Origin of the sequence: Methanosarcina sp. Kolksee (genome assembly GCF_000969945.1) — an archaeon.
In the GTDB taxonomy this organism is placed as follows: Archaea; Halobacteriota; Methanosarcinia; order Methanosarcinales; family Methanosarcinaceae; genus Methanosarcina; species Methanosarcina vacuolata.
On the sequence record NZ_CP009523.1, the window covers coordinates 1 to 17,384 of the forward strand.

Consider the following 17,384-nt stretch of genomic DNA (forward strand, 5'->3'; position numbering starts at 1 on the left):
CGTGTAAAGTGGAAAACGACAACAGGAAAGCATGAGAATAGTGAAAGTGAAACCTGTAAAGTGGAAACGGTAGTAGGAAAAAAATGCTAGAATAGTGAAAGTAAAACATATAAAATGAAAAACGACAACAGGAAAGCATGAGAATAGTGAAAGTGAAACCTGTAAAGTGGAAACGGTAGTAGGAAAAAAATGCTAGAATAGTGAAAGTAAAACATATAAAATGAAAAACGACAACAGGAAAGCATGAGAATAGTGAAAGTGAAACCTGTAAAGTGGAAACGGTAGTAGGAAAAAAGCTAGAATAGTGAAAGTGAAACCTGTAAAGTGGAAACGGTAGTAGGAAAAAAAGCTAGAATAGTGAAAGTAAAACATATAAAATGAAAAACGACAACAGGAAAGCATGAGAATAGTGAAAGTGAAACCTGTAAAGTGGAAACGGTAGTAGGAAAAAAATGCTAGAATAGTGAAAGTAAAACATATAAAATGAAAAACGACAACAGGAAAGCATGAGAATAGTGAAAGTGAAACCTGTAAAGTGGAAACGGTAGTAGGAAAAAAGCTAGAATAGTGAAAGTAAAACATATAAAATGAAAAACGACAACAGGAAAGCATGAGAATAGTGAAAGTGAAACATGTAAAGTGGAAACGGTAGTAGGAAAAAAAGCTAGAATAGTGAAAGTAAAACATATAAAATGAAAAACGACAACAGGAAAGCATGAGAATAGTGAAAGTGAAACATGTAAAGTGGAAACGGTAGTAAGAAAAAAACGCTAGAATAGTAATGAGTGAAACATGTAAAGTGGAAAACGATAGCATGAAAGCATGATAATAGCGAAAGTGAAACCTGTAAAGTGGAAACGGTAGTAGGAAAAAAATGCTAGAATAGTGAAAGTGAAACATAGAAAGTGCTGTAATAGTGAGTAAAACCTATAAAGTAAAAAACAATAAAAAAAAGTTTGACAGAATGCGGTTTGACTTTACGTAGTCAAACCATTAGTTTGACAATATAAAAACCATGTTGTAGGGTTATGAAATTAATACAATAAATAATTATGTATGACATTTACTTAAAACTTTTATAAAAACTAGTTTTGAAATCTATCAAAAACTTCAGAAATATACTTTATGCTCAAATATGATATTCAAATAAGCAATTTTGAGTTTTGAAACCAGCTCTACCACAAAAGAAAACAAGTGTTCAACTTTATATTCTTTATTTGTAGGTTGAGTCTTTAACATATATCATTTAAATTAGAATATTGTGTTCTACACTGATTTCCACTTTATGCGTTTCACTTTCACTAATAAAATTGTTATATATTAAATATATTATTTATATAGTACCTCTAAAGTGGACATGTCTTATATTCACTCTAATGAATTATAATCTAAAAGCATTGTTTTATTCTTTTCTTTATTTATATTTTTATATATAGTATATGTCCGTAACTTAGGGATATCATTTTTTTAATTGTAAATTATACCTTTTGCTGATTTCCACTTTACGTGCTTCACTAACGTATTACTCTTTTACATTTGTCATTTAAAAATTATAATATTATTCCCTTTATTGTTTTCCACTTTACATGTTTCACTTTTACTGATAATATTATTTATATATTAAATATATGGTTTATATAGTACGCGTAAAATAGAACTGTATTGTGTCTACTTTGATGCACCCTAACCTAAAGCATTATTTTACTTTGATATCTCTTACATTATTATAAATATCATTATGTTGCATGCTGGACAAGATGTACTATTTTTAATCAGAAAATTGTATTACATTGATTTCCACTTTACGCCTTTCACTTTCACTGATAAAAATCGTTAAATATTGAATATGTCATTTATATAGTACAAATAAAGTGGACGTGGATAATATTAACTCTGATACACCACAACCTAAAACATTATTCAATTTTAATAATATTAAAATTTTTAAAAACCCGCATATATTAGATACTGGTTATGTTCCAGATGTGCTGGTTGGTAGAGACGATGAAATTCGAGCCGTGGCTGATATATTTTATCCAATATTTATACATGGGACCCCTGGACATGCTTTTATCTATGGACCCCCTGGAGCTGGTAAAACTGTAGTTTTGGAGCACGTGTTTAGACAATTATATCTCGAAGCTGAAAGTAGCGGCAATTTTCCAGATGGACTTAATTTAAAACACATTACTGTCTCGTGCAAAAAACACGATACAACTGTAAGAATTCTGATGTATTTAATTGCGGAACTGGGGTATACAGGTAAGGTATCTAAGCGCGGGGTCACTTCTGGATATTATTATGACATATTTTATAAGGCTTTAAAAGAAAAAAGTTATTCATTAACAATTATTTTTGATGAAATAGATCGTCTTAGGGATGATAATATCCTGTATAATTTTAGTCGTTCAGGTGAACTTAAAGACTTAAACGAGGGACAGTTTATACACATTATAGGGGTTTCCAATTCAGGTTTATTCATTAATTCGCTTGATCCAAGAGTAGACTCTTCTATGCAAAGGGAAACTATTATATTTCCTCCATATAACGAAGATCAACTTATACAAATTCTAAATATGCGCGTACCATTAGCGTTTTACCCTAATGTTGTAAGTGAGGATACAGTCAACAGATGTGCCAAAGAAGCTGCAGAGGATGAAGGTGATGCAAGACGTGCTATCTATCTTCTTCAGACAGCGGGACATATTGCAATAAAGACATCATGTTATACTGTTCAGCCAGCGCATGTGGTACTGGCAGCACAAAAAATAAAAGAAGATATCAGTTTACAGTTTGTATTAAATATGTCCTATCAGGAAAAATTTGTGTTGCTTGCAATGTTAAATACCGATATATATCTTAAAAAAGGAAAATATTTCACTACAGGAGACGTTTATCGAATTTATTATGACATGTGTAAATTTGTTGGCGAAGAAGAATTCTCTTTAGCTGCAATATCACAAAAGGTATCTAAATTTAAAATGATGGGAATTGTCAATGCTAATACGACAAGCAAGGGGAGAGGTGGACTTACATCTCAAATAGTATTTATTGGCGATCCGACAACACTAAAAAATGCTATCTTTAAAGATGGTAAATTTATACGATTTGTAACATATGTGCCAGATGTAAAAAAGATATGCTCTACTCAAATATGGTAATTTTCATCACTATAAGAGCACGTTTCCACTTTACAGGTTTCACTCACTAACGTGGTTGAATTTTGAAATTCTGAGTAAGATTTCAGAGTTTGGCCTTACTGGCTATTTATAAATTCTTAAAGACATGTGCCTTGAAAAAGGATCTGCTCTATGTAAATATGGTAATTTCCATCACTAAAAGAGCATGTTTCCACTTTACGGGTTTCACTCACTAATGTATATGCTCTACGTAAATATGGTAATTTCCATCACTATAAAAGCATGTTTCCACTTTACGGGTTTCACTCACTAACGTGATTGCATTTTGAAGTTCTGAATAAGATTTCAGAGTTTGGCCTTACTGGCTATTTATAAATTCTTAAAGATATATGCCTTGAAAAAGGATATGCTCTACTTAAATATGGTAATTTTCATCACTATTAGAGCACGTTTCCACTTTACAGGTTTCACTCACTAACGTGGTTGAATTTTGAAATTCTGAGTAAGATTTCAGAGTTTGGCCTTACTGGCTATTTATAAATTCTTAAAGACATGTGCCTTGAAAAAGGATCTGCTCTACGTAAATATGGTAATTTCCATCACTATAAAAGCATGTTTCCACTTTACGGGTTTCACTCACTAATGTATCTGTTCTATGTAAATATGGTAATTTCCATCGCTATAAAAGCATGTTTCCACTTTACAGGTTTCACTCACTAATGTATCTGCTCTATGTAAATGTGGTAATTTCCATTGCTATAAAAGCATGTTTCCACTTTACAGGTTTCACTCACTAATGTATCTGCTCTATGTAAATGTGGTAATTTCCATCGCTATAAAAGCATGTTTCCACTTTACAGGTTTCACTCACTAATGTAATTGCATCTTGGAATTCTGAGTAAGATTTCAGAGTTTGGCCTTACTGACCAGTTCAAAATTCTTAAAGATATATACCCTGGTTAAGGAAGGGCAGTTTTCAATTTTTTAACAAATCAATTGATATATTTTTATTTGGAGGAAAGCAGGAAACTTTTTGAAGGATTCGTCATTGTATATTTTTGTATACCATCTAACTAAACTTTTTTATAAATTCAAGTTCTATATACATTTATTTCTTTGTGTTAATTAATTTTGAACTGGTAAGAAGTAATTATTATAGGTGGCCTTAAGATCTTCTTTATCCTGTTTAAGTTTCTTTTTACTAGGTCCTACCTTATCGATCTCTTTAGCCAAAATTTGATATACTTTTTGGGATAGTCATTTGTTCTATAGCATGCACAAAAAAGGGCTCTTAGTCATTTCCTATGAATAAGATGATTTTCAATTCAAGACCGCATTGGTTTTTATGAGTACATTATGAGAATATCCACATAAAACAACGAAGAGCCAAAATAAAAAAATAAAAATCGCTATGTGTTGGAGCTATGTCTCCTGATATACCTGAATACTAATAATTTTTGATACGAATATATTTGTATTCTTGTATCGTTGCATAAATATATACTTGAATTTTTGTATACATATATATTTTTACCCATATAAGGACAAACAAACTGAGAAATTAAATAAAAGTATAAAATTGATCCTAGAGAATTATAAAGTGTTTGAAAATTATATAATTACTGTTTTCTAACTAAATTATGTTATGAAACCAAGCAAAAGTAAAGCAAAAATAAAAAGTTAAATTGTAAAAATGGTTTTTGATTCTTTCTTTGGCTTTTCTAAATCAGATTATAAGATCTAATATTATCTTTATTCCCTGAAGACTATCTAAATAATGTTAGTTTAATGAGATAATTATTTATAATCAGTATATCTTGTTTATATCAAAGAAAAATTACAAGAAGTCAAGAAGTTTCTAATGGGGGAAAAGTATGAGAATTCGAGTAGTCAGTTCCAGAGAAGAAATTTTCAATCTCAATCCTAATGAGCGTATTGTTCATCTAGCCTTCAGACCTTCAAACAAGGACATTTTTGAACTGGTTGAGACCTGTCCGAAGATTGAGGTAATTCAGTTACCTAAGTCTTACATGGCTACGGTCTCAAAATCCATGGAAATATTCCTTGAGATGCAGAGAATCCAGCTTATTGAAGGAGACGTCTGGGGCCACAGGAAAGACATTAATGAATACTATACCATTCCTTCTTCAGTGACTGAAAAAATAAAGGAAATGAAATCCGAAGGTAGGTCCGCTGAAGATATTGAAGCAAGGGTTTCAAGAGAGAACCGGCTTAATCCCAAGACGGTTGCTTATATCATGAGTAAGGAAGTACCTGCCTGAATTCAGGCAAGATAATAAAGAAAACATAAACATAGCCCTGTTTAGGAAATAGGACACATATGTGAACTGCCACTAAGCTAAAGACTTAGTGGTTTCCTAATCCATAAATGACCATCAGCGCTCGTGTATTGAATGTTATTATAACATTCCCCAGGCAGTAAGCTGTATTTTAATATCCCTAAGTTCGTCAGTTGAAAAAGCAAGACCTTGGTAGTGCTTCATGCTGGTTAGGTTGTCATGCCCCTGGCGCAGACAAACTGTAGATTCCAACATGCCTGCGGCAATACACCAGCTCTCCAGGGTCTTTCTTGTTGTTTTTGCTGAGAGTCCATAGGGGTTGATGTCTGCATCCTCTGTCCACTTCCTGAGATCTCTATTCCAGTTGCTTTCGGCAGGTGGTTTACGGGCTTCAAAAAAGTCATCTAATAGAAGTTCAAACATGCTTGGTAGAGGGTGGATAGTCCTTTCTTGCTGGGTTCTTTTATGTTTCTTCTGGGCTTCGTCTGGTAGGTGAATAATATTCTTCTTTTTTAGATACCATTCTTTATGATCCCAGAGCCTCTGAACTTCAATATACCTCATACCAGTGATCATGAGAACGTCAAAAAGAGTTCGGTGTCGCTTCTGTGGGATTACATTTTTAATGCGCTGGTATTCCGTGGGTACTAAGATCCGGATTTCTCCATTCAAATAATGATGAATTGCCTCAGGATCCCGTTTGAGTTGCAAAACAGGATATTTGTTCACTTCTGTCGTTTTCACATGACTATTTTTCTTTGTTGGCATCCACTCACCAGGTTTATAGTAGTATTAGCTTTTAGTAAAACCTTGCGGTTAGGCTCTATATGCAGGCAAAATGGAGACGAAATTAAGTAAAACTCAGGAAAAACGTCAGGTTTTACGACAAAACCTGATGTTTTTGAACTAGCTTTCTTTAAACAAGGCAGGACAAAGAGGCCATTTATGTGAGTGAAATTCGTGTCTTTGTTCTTATCGAATACGGTTATTTTGAGATATTGATCCCTAAAAAACGACATACACACCTTTTTTGACCTTTTTTGAGTTGTCTGCCATTATTGGAGTGAGATCTGCTGAAGTCAGAAGGTTACAAGATCATCTTGAATGTTATTCTGAATTTCATTTTTGTTAGTTTGTCTCATTAAACACTTCCCAAATGGTAGAATAATTTCTTTCGTATCCCAAAGCCCAAAAACCTACACCACCTAAATTTTTGGATTTTGCGTACTGGTACTTTAATCTGAGTGACTCCTTGTCATCGTACCACACTTGATGCCATGTATTACCAGACCTGTAATAATACCAGGGAGTATTGGAATTTGAGTCCCAAATTTTGCCATGAACCTGAGAATTATTCACAGCAGTTCCTATGAATATGGCTTGTTCTCTGGTAATATTTGCTCCTGGTTGATTGGAGTCTGTCAAATAATCATAACCATAAAACGGCAAGCCTAATATTATTTGGTTTTTCTTAAAATATTTTGATGTTTCACTTACCGAGTCAATCGCATCATATCGTGTTGGACTATTGTATGGTGAATTAGGAGCTGTGGTTCTTCGGTTGCAATAGTCGTAACTCATAAGAAAAACGGAATCTACGTATTTTTTTAGATTTGCATTTTTGAAGGTTGCAGCATATTTTATGCCCCAGGGAGTATCAAGAGAAATATGATATGAAGGATTTTCAGCTTTTAACGTTGCATGAAGATTTGCCATTAAATTTTCGAATAAAGGAACATTTGAAGTTTTGGTAATGATATTTATATCATTAGGCGTTTCCAGGTCTAAGTTTACTCCATCTGCTCCGTACATCTGTAATGACTTTGAAATATTATTTATGAAATCTGTTTGGTGATTTGCAATTACACTGTCTATTACATATGGATCATTTGATTTTATGCACAGTGTTATTTTTACCTCATGTTGGTGTGCCTGATCCCTGATTATATAATAGTTACTCATATTTTCGGGGTTCGTGAGCGTGCCATCACTGTTTAAAGTCCATTTATAATATGAAACGTGAGTTAAGGTATTCCAATCTGGCTGATAGGATCCAAGATAAGGCCAATCTGGCCAAAAACCGTATACTATAGTATTGTTAGGAGTTTTTGGTATTGTTGTAAAGGCGAGAAAAGCCAATAAAAAGAAAACAAATATTTTTTTTCTCATCAAAAATCGCCACTCATGAGGCTATTAATTCCTTTAATCCAATATATGGATTTTCGTATAAAAAATGAAGTCAAAAGTGGCAAATTATGCTTAAAATATATATTGTGATATAAAGTTTGGATATATAAAACAACAAAATTCTCTTAGTAGAGTGAGGAATGGGCCAAGAATCTACTCAGTCTTTAGCTGCGTGGTAGTTCGCTGAATTCTTCTTAAGCTACTCATACCTCTTAATGTCCTGATTTCTTTTGCCCGGTCACCTACTACAAGTGAATTAGGTTTTACATTTGTGGCTACGATAGATCCTGCAGCTATAACGGATCCTGCGCCAATTGTCACTCCGCCTAAAATTATAACATTTGCTCCAATCCAGCATCCATCTTCAATAATTATTTTTTTAGTTATGTGTTTTCCGACTCTTTCTTTTTCAGATCCTAGTTGGTGAGTGTCAGTAATAAATAGTGTATTTGGCCCTATACCAACATGGTTACCAATAACAGTATGATGTCTTACTTCAACGTTATTACTCATTGATACATTGTCTCCAATTTCAACCGGGCCGATTAACTTACAAAAATTTGAAATACGAACGTTTTTCCCGAAAACATACTTTCGAGTTAGCAATTCAATGAAGTAGACATCTTTCCCGATATATGGAACTGAAGCACATTTTATAAAAGGAAATAATATAAGCCCTCTAATTTTCCATAATGGTCTTAATGATGTATCTATAAATATTAATTTTGTCATTAATAAGATAATAGGAGTTACGACTCCATCAATTGCTATTGCTATATATTTACCTGTTTTTAGTAAATAAGAACCGCTAATTATTTTTGGCAGATAAACAGCTATATTCTTTTGCTCAATCATGATTTTTTTCAGCTCATTTAAGCTTTATTAGTTAGAATGCGTTTCAGAGTACGCATATTGAAAACTATTCTTACGAAGATCTCTCATTAGCATATTATAAATCATAATTTACTATATTAAGAAAAAATATCTACATTTATAGTCAAATTCGACTTTACATAGCTATTCTTATCAAACTAGATAAATTCAATAGAATTTTATTTCCTTATGAATAATAGTTTCTAAATATTTTGAGTCTCATTCATACAGTATGCTGATTTTTTCTGTAAACTCACAAATATCCAGAAATTATTGGGTAAAAAATTTCATGTCTTAATGTCTTAAGCTCAAAACAATATCCAATGTACAAATTGGCTTTGTGGAAATTCTGTGTTTCTGGTGCAAAAAATCTAGACTTATTGCATAGATTTATTGCGAAATGAGTGTAAACTTTCACAATTAGGTAAACTGATTCTTTTCGTCACTGGGAAAATTAAATAGAGAGTCTCAATTGCGCAAACTACTCCTAAGTTAAAGACTCAGGGTTTTTACGCTTCTTCATATAAATCTATGAAATCCGGACAAAGAAGATGGGCTCTTCGTTGTTTTGTGTGGATATCCTCATAATATTCTCATAAAAACCAATGCGGTCTTGAGTTGAAAATCATCTTATCCATACGGAATAGCGAAGAGCCAGAAGATGTGATGATTTCTAAGTCCCGAAAAACCGGGCAGGCGGCCCGAAGCTTATCCCATCCTTTTGGGTTGGGTGGCTGTCTGCAATATAATATAAAAATACTTAAAAACTTCTTTGACCTTGTTTATTTTGTCCTAATTTTTTGTAATTAGTAATCATAAGAATAATTTATTCTATTATGTTTATTTATCGGCTAGTTTTCTAATTATATACTAAAAAATTAGTAAAATTTGAATGATTCACTCCGTAATAAACGTCTATACCCAAAATAGCTCAAGTAGTTCTACTCTAGGGTTATTTTAGAGATGAATATTTTAGTGTATAGAAAAATTCGAAAAATGCCAATTTTTGGTTGGTTGTTTATAATGAATATAAGCAATTTGTTGAAGTTAGAGGTTTATCGAAATTCATTTCAAAAACAATATACTAGGAGGGGTTTAACAGGCTAACAAGTATAATTTCGTCGAGCATACTTTCTTCCAGTGCTCTCTCAATGCTAACTGCACCAGGACTTCCTAAATTCAGGCTCGTAGCTGTAATTGGATTGATTTTCTTTCTTTCGCTTAAGGAGATTCTGTCAGCATCAAAGTTTCAGGGAAAAGCTCTGGAAAGTTCTTTAAATATGGGGATTGGGCCACTGTTGGTATCTTTCATTGCAATTCTTGTCTATAAAATTGCAGTGATTTGATTTTGTAACTGGTGGTTTATTCAGGGTTTTTGATATTTTTCATCTTAATCCTCATATTTTTTTTGCACCACGTTTATAGGTAGAAGCGTAAAACCCCGAAGTCTTTAGCTTAGGGGTAGTTCACTGATTCTCTTAACTGATCTCTCCTTCTTTTTCTCTTCTTTCCTTAAAGGAGTATAAATCCAAAAAACATCAAAGCAGCCCGAGGCCAGAACCAAGATGAGGAATAACGCCAAACAAAAATATATTTACAAAGCCGTGGATAAGTGTTATCAACGGCAGGCTTCGGGTTTTGTAGAACATATAACCTATGATGGCTCCTACAAATAATGTGTATAATACTTCATAAAAAGTTCCATAGGCGGAGTGCATGAAGCCGAAAAGAATGCTTGAAAGTATTATTCCTCCCCATGTTCCATAGATCTTATTGAGTCTTGTCTGAATAATCGACCTGAATATTACTTCTTCTATAAGCCCTACAAAGAAGACCATAACCACTGCTAGCTTTAAGAGGTTCAGTGGGGAGAGATCTGGAATAAGGTATCCTGCCTGGATGACCATGTATTCCCCTATCCCTAATCCGAAGCCTATCAGTACCGAAAGTGGGAGATAAAACCATATCTTACTGAGAGTAAGTCCCATATCTTCACGTGTCAACTTCTGATAGGCGACATTAATCGTTACCGGGATTGCCAGGGGAGCATAGATAAAAATAAAAGAGTAAAGGGTTGTGTCAAAAAAGATAGGCATCGAGAGGCTGACTAGGCGAAGGAGTGGAAGAAGCATCAGGGCCTGGTAGGTCTTATAAATGTCTTCGTTTTTTGTGAGTGTTGTGGAAAGAGAGAGGCCTATCAGGATGGCCATGTGTATCCAGAGAGCTTCGTTTATCTTCCCAAAATATATCAGGACTTCTGCAAAAGTCATGGCAAGAATAGGGATTCCCACATAAACTTTCTTATTCCTGATTTTCAGGTTTTCAAGCTCATTAGTTTCCTGATATTCTGCTTCCAGACAGCTTATATTTTCCTTGTTCTTAGCAGGAAGTTCCAAGTTTTCGATTTTCAAACCCCCTGTTTTTTAGTTACATTGATCCATAGAGGCAGGTTTTTATAAGGCATGTTTTTTTCACGAAACCTACCATTTTCTTTATGTTGTAGCCTGCTATTCTTATGATTTATATTTGAACTCAAAGCCAAATCGGTTCAATGAAAATAGTGTCATCATTATAAAAAAACAAATAAATGAGACGAATACAAAAGATGATATTAAATAATGAAGAAGTCCAGTTTCCTGGAAACCTATGTTCATCATTGAGAATATGCTAATGGGTTTATTGTATACTGGATAGAAATAAGTACAACTGGCACCACAGGCATCGTCTAGCAATAGATGAGAAAAGAAAGCAGCTTCGCCAAAAAGGCCTAGGTATATTGCCTTACTAATTTCTCTATATGCAATATATCCTACAAGTGTTCCGAACAGGATTGCAAAAAAACTGAATAGAAGTGAATGTGTTGGAAATGTGCCAATCCAGCAATGCCCCATAGTGCCATTTACAAGTAAATTATAAACGGCTGTGATGTCTGGAAATAGCGAACATAAGCTACCTACAAATAGTAACAACATTAAAGGCATTAAACTCCCAAAAGAGGATCCCTCACGAAAAATTGATCTAACAGTCGCATACACAGCTACTGCACTGATACAGAATATAAAAAACAGTATATGTACAATTGGATAAGGCATAGTAAGCCCCTCTTTTGAAATAGATTTTATATCGGGCAGGCAACTGATTTTTTAATATTTTACTACTTTGATTTTTGTCATCTGTGTAATATTTGATATTTAATTAAAAGTAATACCATCTATAAAACAGCTAGAGAAAATGTATTTAGAAACTATTGTCATAATTGTATACACTCAATTGGCATTAAAGTACGGAACAAAACTGGCTTACAATACTCTTTTTAATTTTCTGCTCCTTATCAAATTTAAGCCTTTGATGGCAATTTGCTGATTAGTTTAGAAATGGTTTGAAAAACCATAGTTAGGACAACCTTACTAGCCAAGGTAATGACGCAGTCGATAGTCAAAAGGGATGAGGTGAAAAGTACTTTCGTTTCTTTGTGCCTGCAATTCGAAGAATATCATGTGCGTTTAATACTTAATTAAATTCTTATATTTTTCAATAAATATGTGAGATTTACTTTTATCCATAACGACTTACAGGATAGTATGCCAGTTTTTCTGAAAAACCACAAATTTTAAAAAGTTGTGGGGTAGAAAATTCCATGCCGGAAGATCAATTTTTTCCATAGTATGCAAAAACTTGACTTTGAATTTACAGCAACTTTGATTTGCACTAACATTTATAATTATTTAATCTAGTTTTTCATGTCTATAATTATTCCTATTTTGTGTTTACTAACCATTTATATCGTTTTATTCTCTAGTTAGTGTATTAATTAGTGAACATATTATTAAAAATATTAAATTGTTATAACGTCTGGTTAATAACAGAGTTGTGTGGGATCTTTTGGTCTCCTGTTTGAAAGGATGAAAATTGGAAATGCATCTAACATAGTTGTTACTTTCGAAAATTTGGACTATGAAACCTGAATCTAAATTATTTGATTTTTCGCTTTGAGATAGCTAGCCTGTAAAATAGTTTGCCATCTCATCTTTGAAGATCAAGATCAGTTTCATAAGCTGGAATTTTGAGCCGTCATCATATGAGAATAGGGGACCTTGCACTTGACTCTTATTATTGCCGCGCTGTCTGCGTATAGTATAGGTCACGTGATTCATGAAGTCGTTCTGGGTCGCAAAAAATACGTGAATAATGATATTTATAAGAATAATTTTACTGAAATCGATTGTGGGGACGATCAGGGATTTATTAAAAGCTAATACTTTTACTCAATTTTTAGAGTAAAACATCTCTATATAAATTTCTATGTTTGGGGGGACTTACAATGAAAAATGCACTGGTCATAGATCTTGAGCACTGGTACTCTAATGAATTTTTGATAGATTATCTTCCATCTGAAAAAGTTGATCAGGATCTTGAAGCCGTAAAGCCTATTCTAGATTTGTTAGATAAATACAATTTACGTGTGACATTTTGTGTACTTGGTACTTTTGCTGAAAGACATCCTGAACTAGTAAAATACATCCATGAGAAGGGGCACGAGATTCAATCGCATGCCTATTCACATAAGACCCTTCATGAGTTAGGCAAAGACGCGTTTGAGGATGAAATTATAAAATCGGTTAATCTTCTGGAGTCAATTACCGGAGAAAAGCCAATTGGTTTTCGTGCACCCAGTTTTTCAATAGACAATTCTACTAAATGGGCTTTTGAAGTTCTGGGGAAATATGGATTCAAATATGATTCAAGTATCTTTCCTATAAAAACAATGTTGTATGGTGAGCCCAAAGCACCTGTAAACATTTATAGGCCTTCTAAAGATAATGTGACAAAAAATGATCCAAACGGCAACATTATAGAATTTCCGATGACAGTTCTTAATTTTGGTATAAATTTCCCTCTAGCTGGTGGCTTTTATCTTCGTGTTTTACCACTCTGGTTTTTAATATTTGGTATTAAATATATTAATAAAAAGAGGCCAGCTATCGTTTATATTCACCCCTGGGAAACTTATCCGAAAACCCCCCGTCTAAAATTACCTTTATTTTCAAGATTTGTCGCTTATTATGGAATAAATTCTAGCTTATTAAAACTTGAAGGATTGTTAAAAGAATTCCACTTTACCAATATTAAAGAAATTTTAGACAACTCTTGCTCTCAGGCATATTTAAAACCTTAACTCAGCTATAGATAGGGAATAACCTCTTCAGATGATCTGGTCTAACTTGTGTTTTTACTTTTTTGGCATGCATTTACATTAACTTCATCAGTTCTAAATGAGATTAAGCTTATTGTGATTTTGAAAACGAAGAGGAGCTTGTTGCCTTGGTATATACTTATACCTAAAGTATCACAGTAGGTGAATTTGTAACTCATAGTGTAACAAAACAAAGACCAAAATATATTAGATGCATTTTTGTCCGAGTTGCACGTGTAATATCCAGAAATTTTGGATATCTAGGTATAAGTCATATTCTGTTTATTCGCCTACATTTTAAATTATTCAAATAAGAAAACTTGTCTATAATTATTCCTACTTTGTGTTTACTACACCTTTATATCTTTTGGTTTTCTAGTTAGTGTATTAATCCATAGATATATTATTAAAAATATTAACCTGTTATAAAGTTTGGCTGATAAAGGAGTTGTGTGGGGTATTTTGATTCCTTTTTAAGGGAGTGAAAATTGTAAATGTATCTAGTGTATGGGTTGTCATTTTTAAAAATTTTGACGACTATGTTTAAATTTGGAGTTGTTTGATTTTTCGCTTTGGGATAGTTGGTCTTTGAGATAGCTGGTAATTTTATATCTTAAGGCCGGGAACAATTCCATAAGCTGGGGATTTAGAGCCATTATCATCTTAGATAAGAGGGATTCTGAGTTTGATTCTTATGATTATACCTGCTTACAATGAGGATCTGTGATTCCGGGTTAAAATGGGGTCTCATAAATATGGTTTCGAAAGATGAACTTGGATACAAATTCAGTGAAAGGTTTTAGAAGTGGGAATCTATGGAAGAACCTGAGGAAATTAATGTACGGGAACTTATGGAGTATCATGGTTACAGTGGTTCATCTGGTGTAATTAAATTTTATTTTCTTTATGCAGTTAACTGGATATTGCAGACGATGGCTAAAGTTTGTCCGCATTTTGGAATATCTGTAAAACTCCAGCGGATGAGGGGCGTAAAAATTGGAAAACACGTATTTTTAGGGTCTGGAGTTCATCTCGATGATCTATATCCTGAGTTAATTACAATAGAAGATTACGTTGGTATCGGGATGGGAACAATGGTCTTTGCACATTCAAACCCCACCTGTTCCCAATATCTTAAAACAAATTATTATCCAAGGGAAGTAAAACCTGTAACTGTAAAAAGAGGTGCTTGGATTGCTCCTGGGAGTATAATTCTTGCAGGAATTACAATAGGGGAAAATAGTGTTGTTGGAGCTGGGAGTGTTGTTATGAAAAATGTAGAACCCAATACGGTTGTAATTGGCTGCCCTGCTAGAGTTCTAAAAAAACTTGAGTGATCAACGGCGATAGTTTTCGTTACAGCAAATTAAATTCACAAAAGCCAAGGATACTTTATACTGAATTTAAAAGATCAAATTGTAGGGGCATCTTTAGGGGGATTTTCCTTGAGAATATTACGTGTTGCAGCTGATCTATATCCCTCTGTGATGGGGGGAATAGGGCTTCATGCTCATGAAATGTCAAAAGAACAGATAAATATGGGGCACAATTTAACTGTCTATACTTGTATTGATTCTAATCCTGTAATCTCATCTACTTATAACTATGATGTCCATGGATTTAAGCCATTTATGCAAATATTTGGAAATTCTATTGCACCCAGCATGATTCTGGATTTGTTCAAAAACATGCATAATTACGATATAATACATGCTCATTCTCATTTATGTTTTTCAACAAATCTTTGCGCGATACTTCGAAAAATGGGTTCGTCTCCCCTGGTGATTACAACCCATGGAGGATTAAATTCTCAAAGGGCTCCGAAGTTAGTTCAGAATGTATACAATGCAACCGTAGCAAAAATGACTTTTGATGCTGCTGACAAAATTATTTGTTATACAGACATTGAAAAAAGTGAAATGATAGACTTTGGCGTTAAACCGGAAAAAATAGCTGTAATCCATAATGGTATTGATACTGATCGATTTATTCCTCTTAAAGAACCAGACTTCAAGAAGAAAAACCTGTTATGGATTGGGAGATACGTTCCTGGAAAAGGTGTTGAATACTTAATTGAGGCATTTAGTCTCTTAAAGCAGAAATACCCTGAAGTATCTCTTACAATGGTTGGAAGGGGTCCTAAAAAAGAAAAAATTATGCAACGAATCAATGAATTGAATCTGCAAAATAGTATTACAATAAAAGATTTTGTTCCGAATTCGGAGATTGTTCAGTTATATCATAGCTCAAATGTTTTACTATTACCAAGCCTCAGAGAAGGCGTTCCAAGAGTTATTTTGGAAGCCATGTCATGTGGCATTCCTGTTGTATGTACTGGATTACCACACCTAGTTGATATCGTTGATGGCAGTGGGTTTCTTGTGCCTTTAAAAGATCCAGATACGCTGGCAGAAAAAACGTCTCAAATATTGTCTGACCCTACTTTAGCAAAAAAATTTGGTGAAAATGGGAGAAAAAAGGTTGTAGAAAATTATTCGTGGAAAGATACTGTGCAAAAAACAATGAAATTATATGCAGAGTTGATTTAAGTGCCAAAGATGGTTGTTACTGAAGGAGCAGGCTTTATCGGATTGCATATTGCAGCATATCTTGTAAAAAAATAGCCATAAGGCATACTGGAAAAAATAATATATTTATTTGGGGGGTTGAGTTAAGTGTCAAAGATCGTTGTCACTGGGGGAGCAGGTTTTATTGGGTCACATATCGCAGAGAGTTTCGCAAAAGATGGGCATGAGATTATCATTGTGGATAATCTTGATCCTTATTATTCAGTTGATCTAAAACTAAGAAACATAGATCTTGTCCTTAAGAGTGGAGATGCCAGTTTCATTCAGGCTGATGTAAGAAACCTTGGAAGAATGAGAGAAATAATTGATAACACGGTAGATTATGTGTACCATGAAGCAGCTCAGGCAGGAGTCCGAATTTCAGTCGATGACCCATTTAAATCAAATGAAGTGAACGTGTTGGGCACTCTGAATGTGCTTCGAGCTTCACTGGAAGCAGATGTTAAAAAGGTAATCAATGCTTCTTCGTCTTCGATTTATGGGAAAGTTAAATATCTTCCTTTTGATGAGCAGCATCCAGCTGAGCCTGTTTCTCCTTATGGCGTCAGCAAACTTGCAGCAGAACACTATTGCAGGGTTTTTAATGAAGTATATGGCCTGCCTACAACTTCATTGCGTTATTTTACTGTATATGGGCCCAGGATGAGGCCTGACCTTGCGATTTCAATATTTACCCGAAAAATGCTTTTAAATGAACCTATTACTGTTTTTGGTGACGGAGAACAGACCAGGGATTTTACTTATATTGAAGATGTAGTGGAAGCAAATAAAAGGCTTCTTGATAACAAAGCCACTGATGGGAAAGTTCTGAATATCGGAAGTGGAAATCGGATCAGCGTTAATGACCTGATCGAAAATTTAAGGGATATTACCTTTTCAAATTCGTGTGTACTAAATGCCGGAAAGCAAAAAGGCGATGCAGAAATTACACTTGCTGATGTTGATTTTGGGAATAAACTGATTGGATATACACCATTGTTTGATATCAAGAAAGGTCTGAATAAATTTGTAGACTGGGTCCGAGCTGAACAGGATTTATGGGGCCGTAGAGAAGAAGTGGTTATGTTGCCATCTGCATAAAACTCAGGAGAAAGTGGGACTT

Annotated in this window: 12 protein-coding genes; 7 read left to right on the plus strand and 5 right to left on the minus strand. The window is 33.9% G+C overall.

Features of this window, described 5'->3' with window-relative positions; genetic code table 11:
* Nucleotides 1-1,871: 1,871 nt before the first annotated feature.
* Nucleotides 1,872-3,161 carry a Cdc6/Cdc18 family protein gene (locus MSKOL_RS00005; RefSeq protein WP_048116492.1) on the plus strand — a complete coding sequence of 430 codons (1,290 nt, stop codon included), beginning with the start codon at nt 1,872-1,874 and terminating at the stop codon, nt 3,159-3,161.
* Between the two features lie 1,853 nt (nt 3,162-5,014).
* A complete protein-coding gene (locus tag MSKOL_RS00010) occupies nt 5,015-5,422 on the plus strand; it encodes a DUF1699 family protein (RefSeq protein ID WP_048116495.1) in 408 nt (135 codons plus the stop codon).
* A gap of 138 nt (nt 5,423-5,560) precedes the next feature.
* Here MSKOL_RS00010 and MSKOL_RS00015 read toward each other — a convergent pair whose 3' ends face one another.
* From MSKOL_RS00015 to MSKOL_RS00030, 3 genes are all read right to left on the minus strand, one after another.
* The gene (locus MSKOL_RS00015) at nt 5,561-6,208 is read right to left on the minus strand and encodes a site-specific integrase (protein ID WP_048116498.1); all 648 of its coding nucleotides are present in this window, start codon (nt 6,206-6,208) and stop codon (nt 5,561-5,563) included.
* 360 nt (nt 6,209-6,568) lie between these two features.
* A complete protein-coding gene (locus MSKOL_RS00025) occupies nt 6,569-7,609 on the minus strand; it encodes a glycoside hydrolase family 18 protein (protein WP_048116504.1) in 1,041 nt (346 codons plus the stop codon).
* A gap of 171 nt (nt 7,610-7,780) precedes the next feature.
* Nucleotides 7,781-8,482, minus strand: a complete 702-nt coding sequence (locus MSKOL_RS00030; protein ID WP_052725288.1) for a DapH/DapD/GlmU-related protein — start codon at nt 8,480-8,482, stop codon at nt 7,781-7,783.
* A 1,169-nt stretch (nt 8,483-9,651) separates the two neighbouring features.
* On the opposite strand from MSKOL_RS00030, the gene MSKOL_RS00035 reads away from it, so the two are divergent.
* Nucleotides 9,652-9,846 (plus strand): hypothetical protein, encoded by a 195-nt coding sequence (locus MSKOL_RS00035; protein ID WP_048116507.1) that lies wholly within the window; start codon nt 9,652-9,654, stop codon nt 9,844-9,846.
* Between the two features lie 192 nt (nt 9,847-10,038).
* On the opposite strand, the gene MSKOL_RS00040 is transcribed toward MSKOL_RS00035, so the two are convergent.
* A complete protein-coding gene (locus MSKOL_RS00040) occupies nt 10,039-10,911 on the minus strand; it encodes a CPBP family intramembrane glutamic endopeptidase (RefSeq protein WP_156150914.1) in 873 nt (290 codons plus the stop codon).
* Between the two features lie 102 nt (nt 10,912-11,013).
* Nucleotides 11,014-11,592 (minus strand): metal-dependent hydrolase, encoded by a 579-nt coding sequence (locus MSKOL_RS00045; RefSeq protein WP_048153178.1) that lies wholly within the window; start codon nt 11,590-11,592, stop codon nt 11,014-11,016.
* A 1,229-nt stretch (nt 11,593-12,821) separates the two neighbouring features.
* Between MSKOL_RS00045 and MSKOL_RS00050 the strand changes: the two genes are divergently transcribed.
* The 4 genes from MSKOL_RS00050 (at nt 12,822) to MSKOL_RS00065 (ending at nt 17,362) form a co-directional block, all read left to right on the plus strand.
* Nucleotides 12,822-13,676: a polysaccharide deacetylase family protein gene (locus MSKOL_RS00050; RefSeq protein WP_048153179.1), complete on the plus strand. Its 855-nt coding sequence runs from the start codon at nt 12,822-12,824 to the stop codon at nt 13,674-13,676.
* An 833-nt stretch (nt 13,677-14,509) separates the two neighbouring features.
* Nucleotides 14,510-15,031 carry a DapH/DapD/GlmU-related protein gene (locus tag MSKOL_RS00055; protein WP_048116515.1) on the plus strand — a complete coding sequence of 174 codons (522 nt, stop codon included), beginning with the start codon at nt 14,510-14,512 and terminating at the stop codon, nt 15,029-15,031.
* A gap of 108 nt (nt 15,032-15,139) precedes the next feature.
* The gene (locus MSKOL_RS00060) at nt 15,140-16,243 is read left to right on the plus strand and encodes a glycosyltransferase family 4 protein (RefSeq protein WP_052725289.1); all 1,104 of its coding nucleotides are present in this window, start codon (nt 15,140-15,142) and stop codon (nt 16,241-16,243) included.
* Between the two features lie 126 nt (nt 16,244-16,369).
* On the plus strand, nt 16,370-17,362 hold the full coding sequence (locus tag MSKOL_RS00065) for an NAD-dependent epimerase/dehydratase family protein (protein ID WP_048153180.1): 993 nt from the start codon (nt 16,370-16,372) through the stop codon (nt 17,360-17,362).
* The last annotated feature ends 22 nt before the right edge of the window (nt 17,363-17,384 follow it).

What these genes read in the sequence shown, in the direction of transcription:
- MSKOL_RS00055 (WP_048116515.1), top strand. Translation starts at nt 14,510, where the DNA reads ATGGAAGAACCTGAGGAAATTAATGTACGGGAACTTATGGAGTATCAT.
- MSKOL_RS00045 (WP_048153178.1), bottom strand. Translation starts at nt 11,592, where the DNA reads ATGCCTTATCCAATTGTACATATACTGTTTTTTATATTCTGTATCAGT.
- MSKOL_RS00010 (WP_048116495.1), top strand. Translation starts at nt 5,015, where the DNA reads ATGAGAATTCGAGTAGTCAGTTCCAGAGAAGAAATTTTCAATCTCAAT.
- MSKOL_RS00050 (WP_048153179.1), top strand. Translation starts at nt 12,822, where the DNA reads ATGAAAAATGCACTGGTCATAGATCTTGAGCACTGGTACTCTAATGAA.
- MSKOL_RS00035 (WP_048116507.1), top strand. Translation starts at nt 9,652, where the DNA reads ATGCTAACTGCACCAGGACTTCCTAAATTCAGGCTCGTAGCTGTAATT.
- MSKOL_RS00015 (WP_048116498.1), bottom strand. Translation starts at nt 6,208, where the DNA reads ATGCCAACAAAGAAAAATAGTCATGTGAAAACGACAGAAGTGAACAAA.
- MSKOL_RS00025 (WP_048116504.1), bottom strand. Translation starts at nt 7,609, where the DNA reads ATGAGAAAAAAAATATTTGTTTTCTTTTTATTGGCTTTTCTCGCCTTT.
- MSKOL_RS00030 (WP_052725288.1), bottom strand. Translation starts at nt 8,482, where the DNA reads ATGATTGAGCAAAAGAATATAGCTGTTTATCTGCCAAAAATAATTAGC.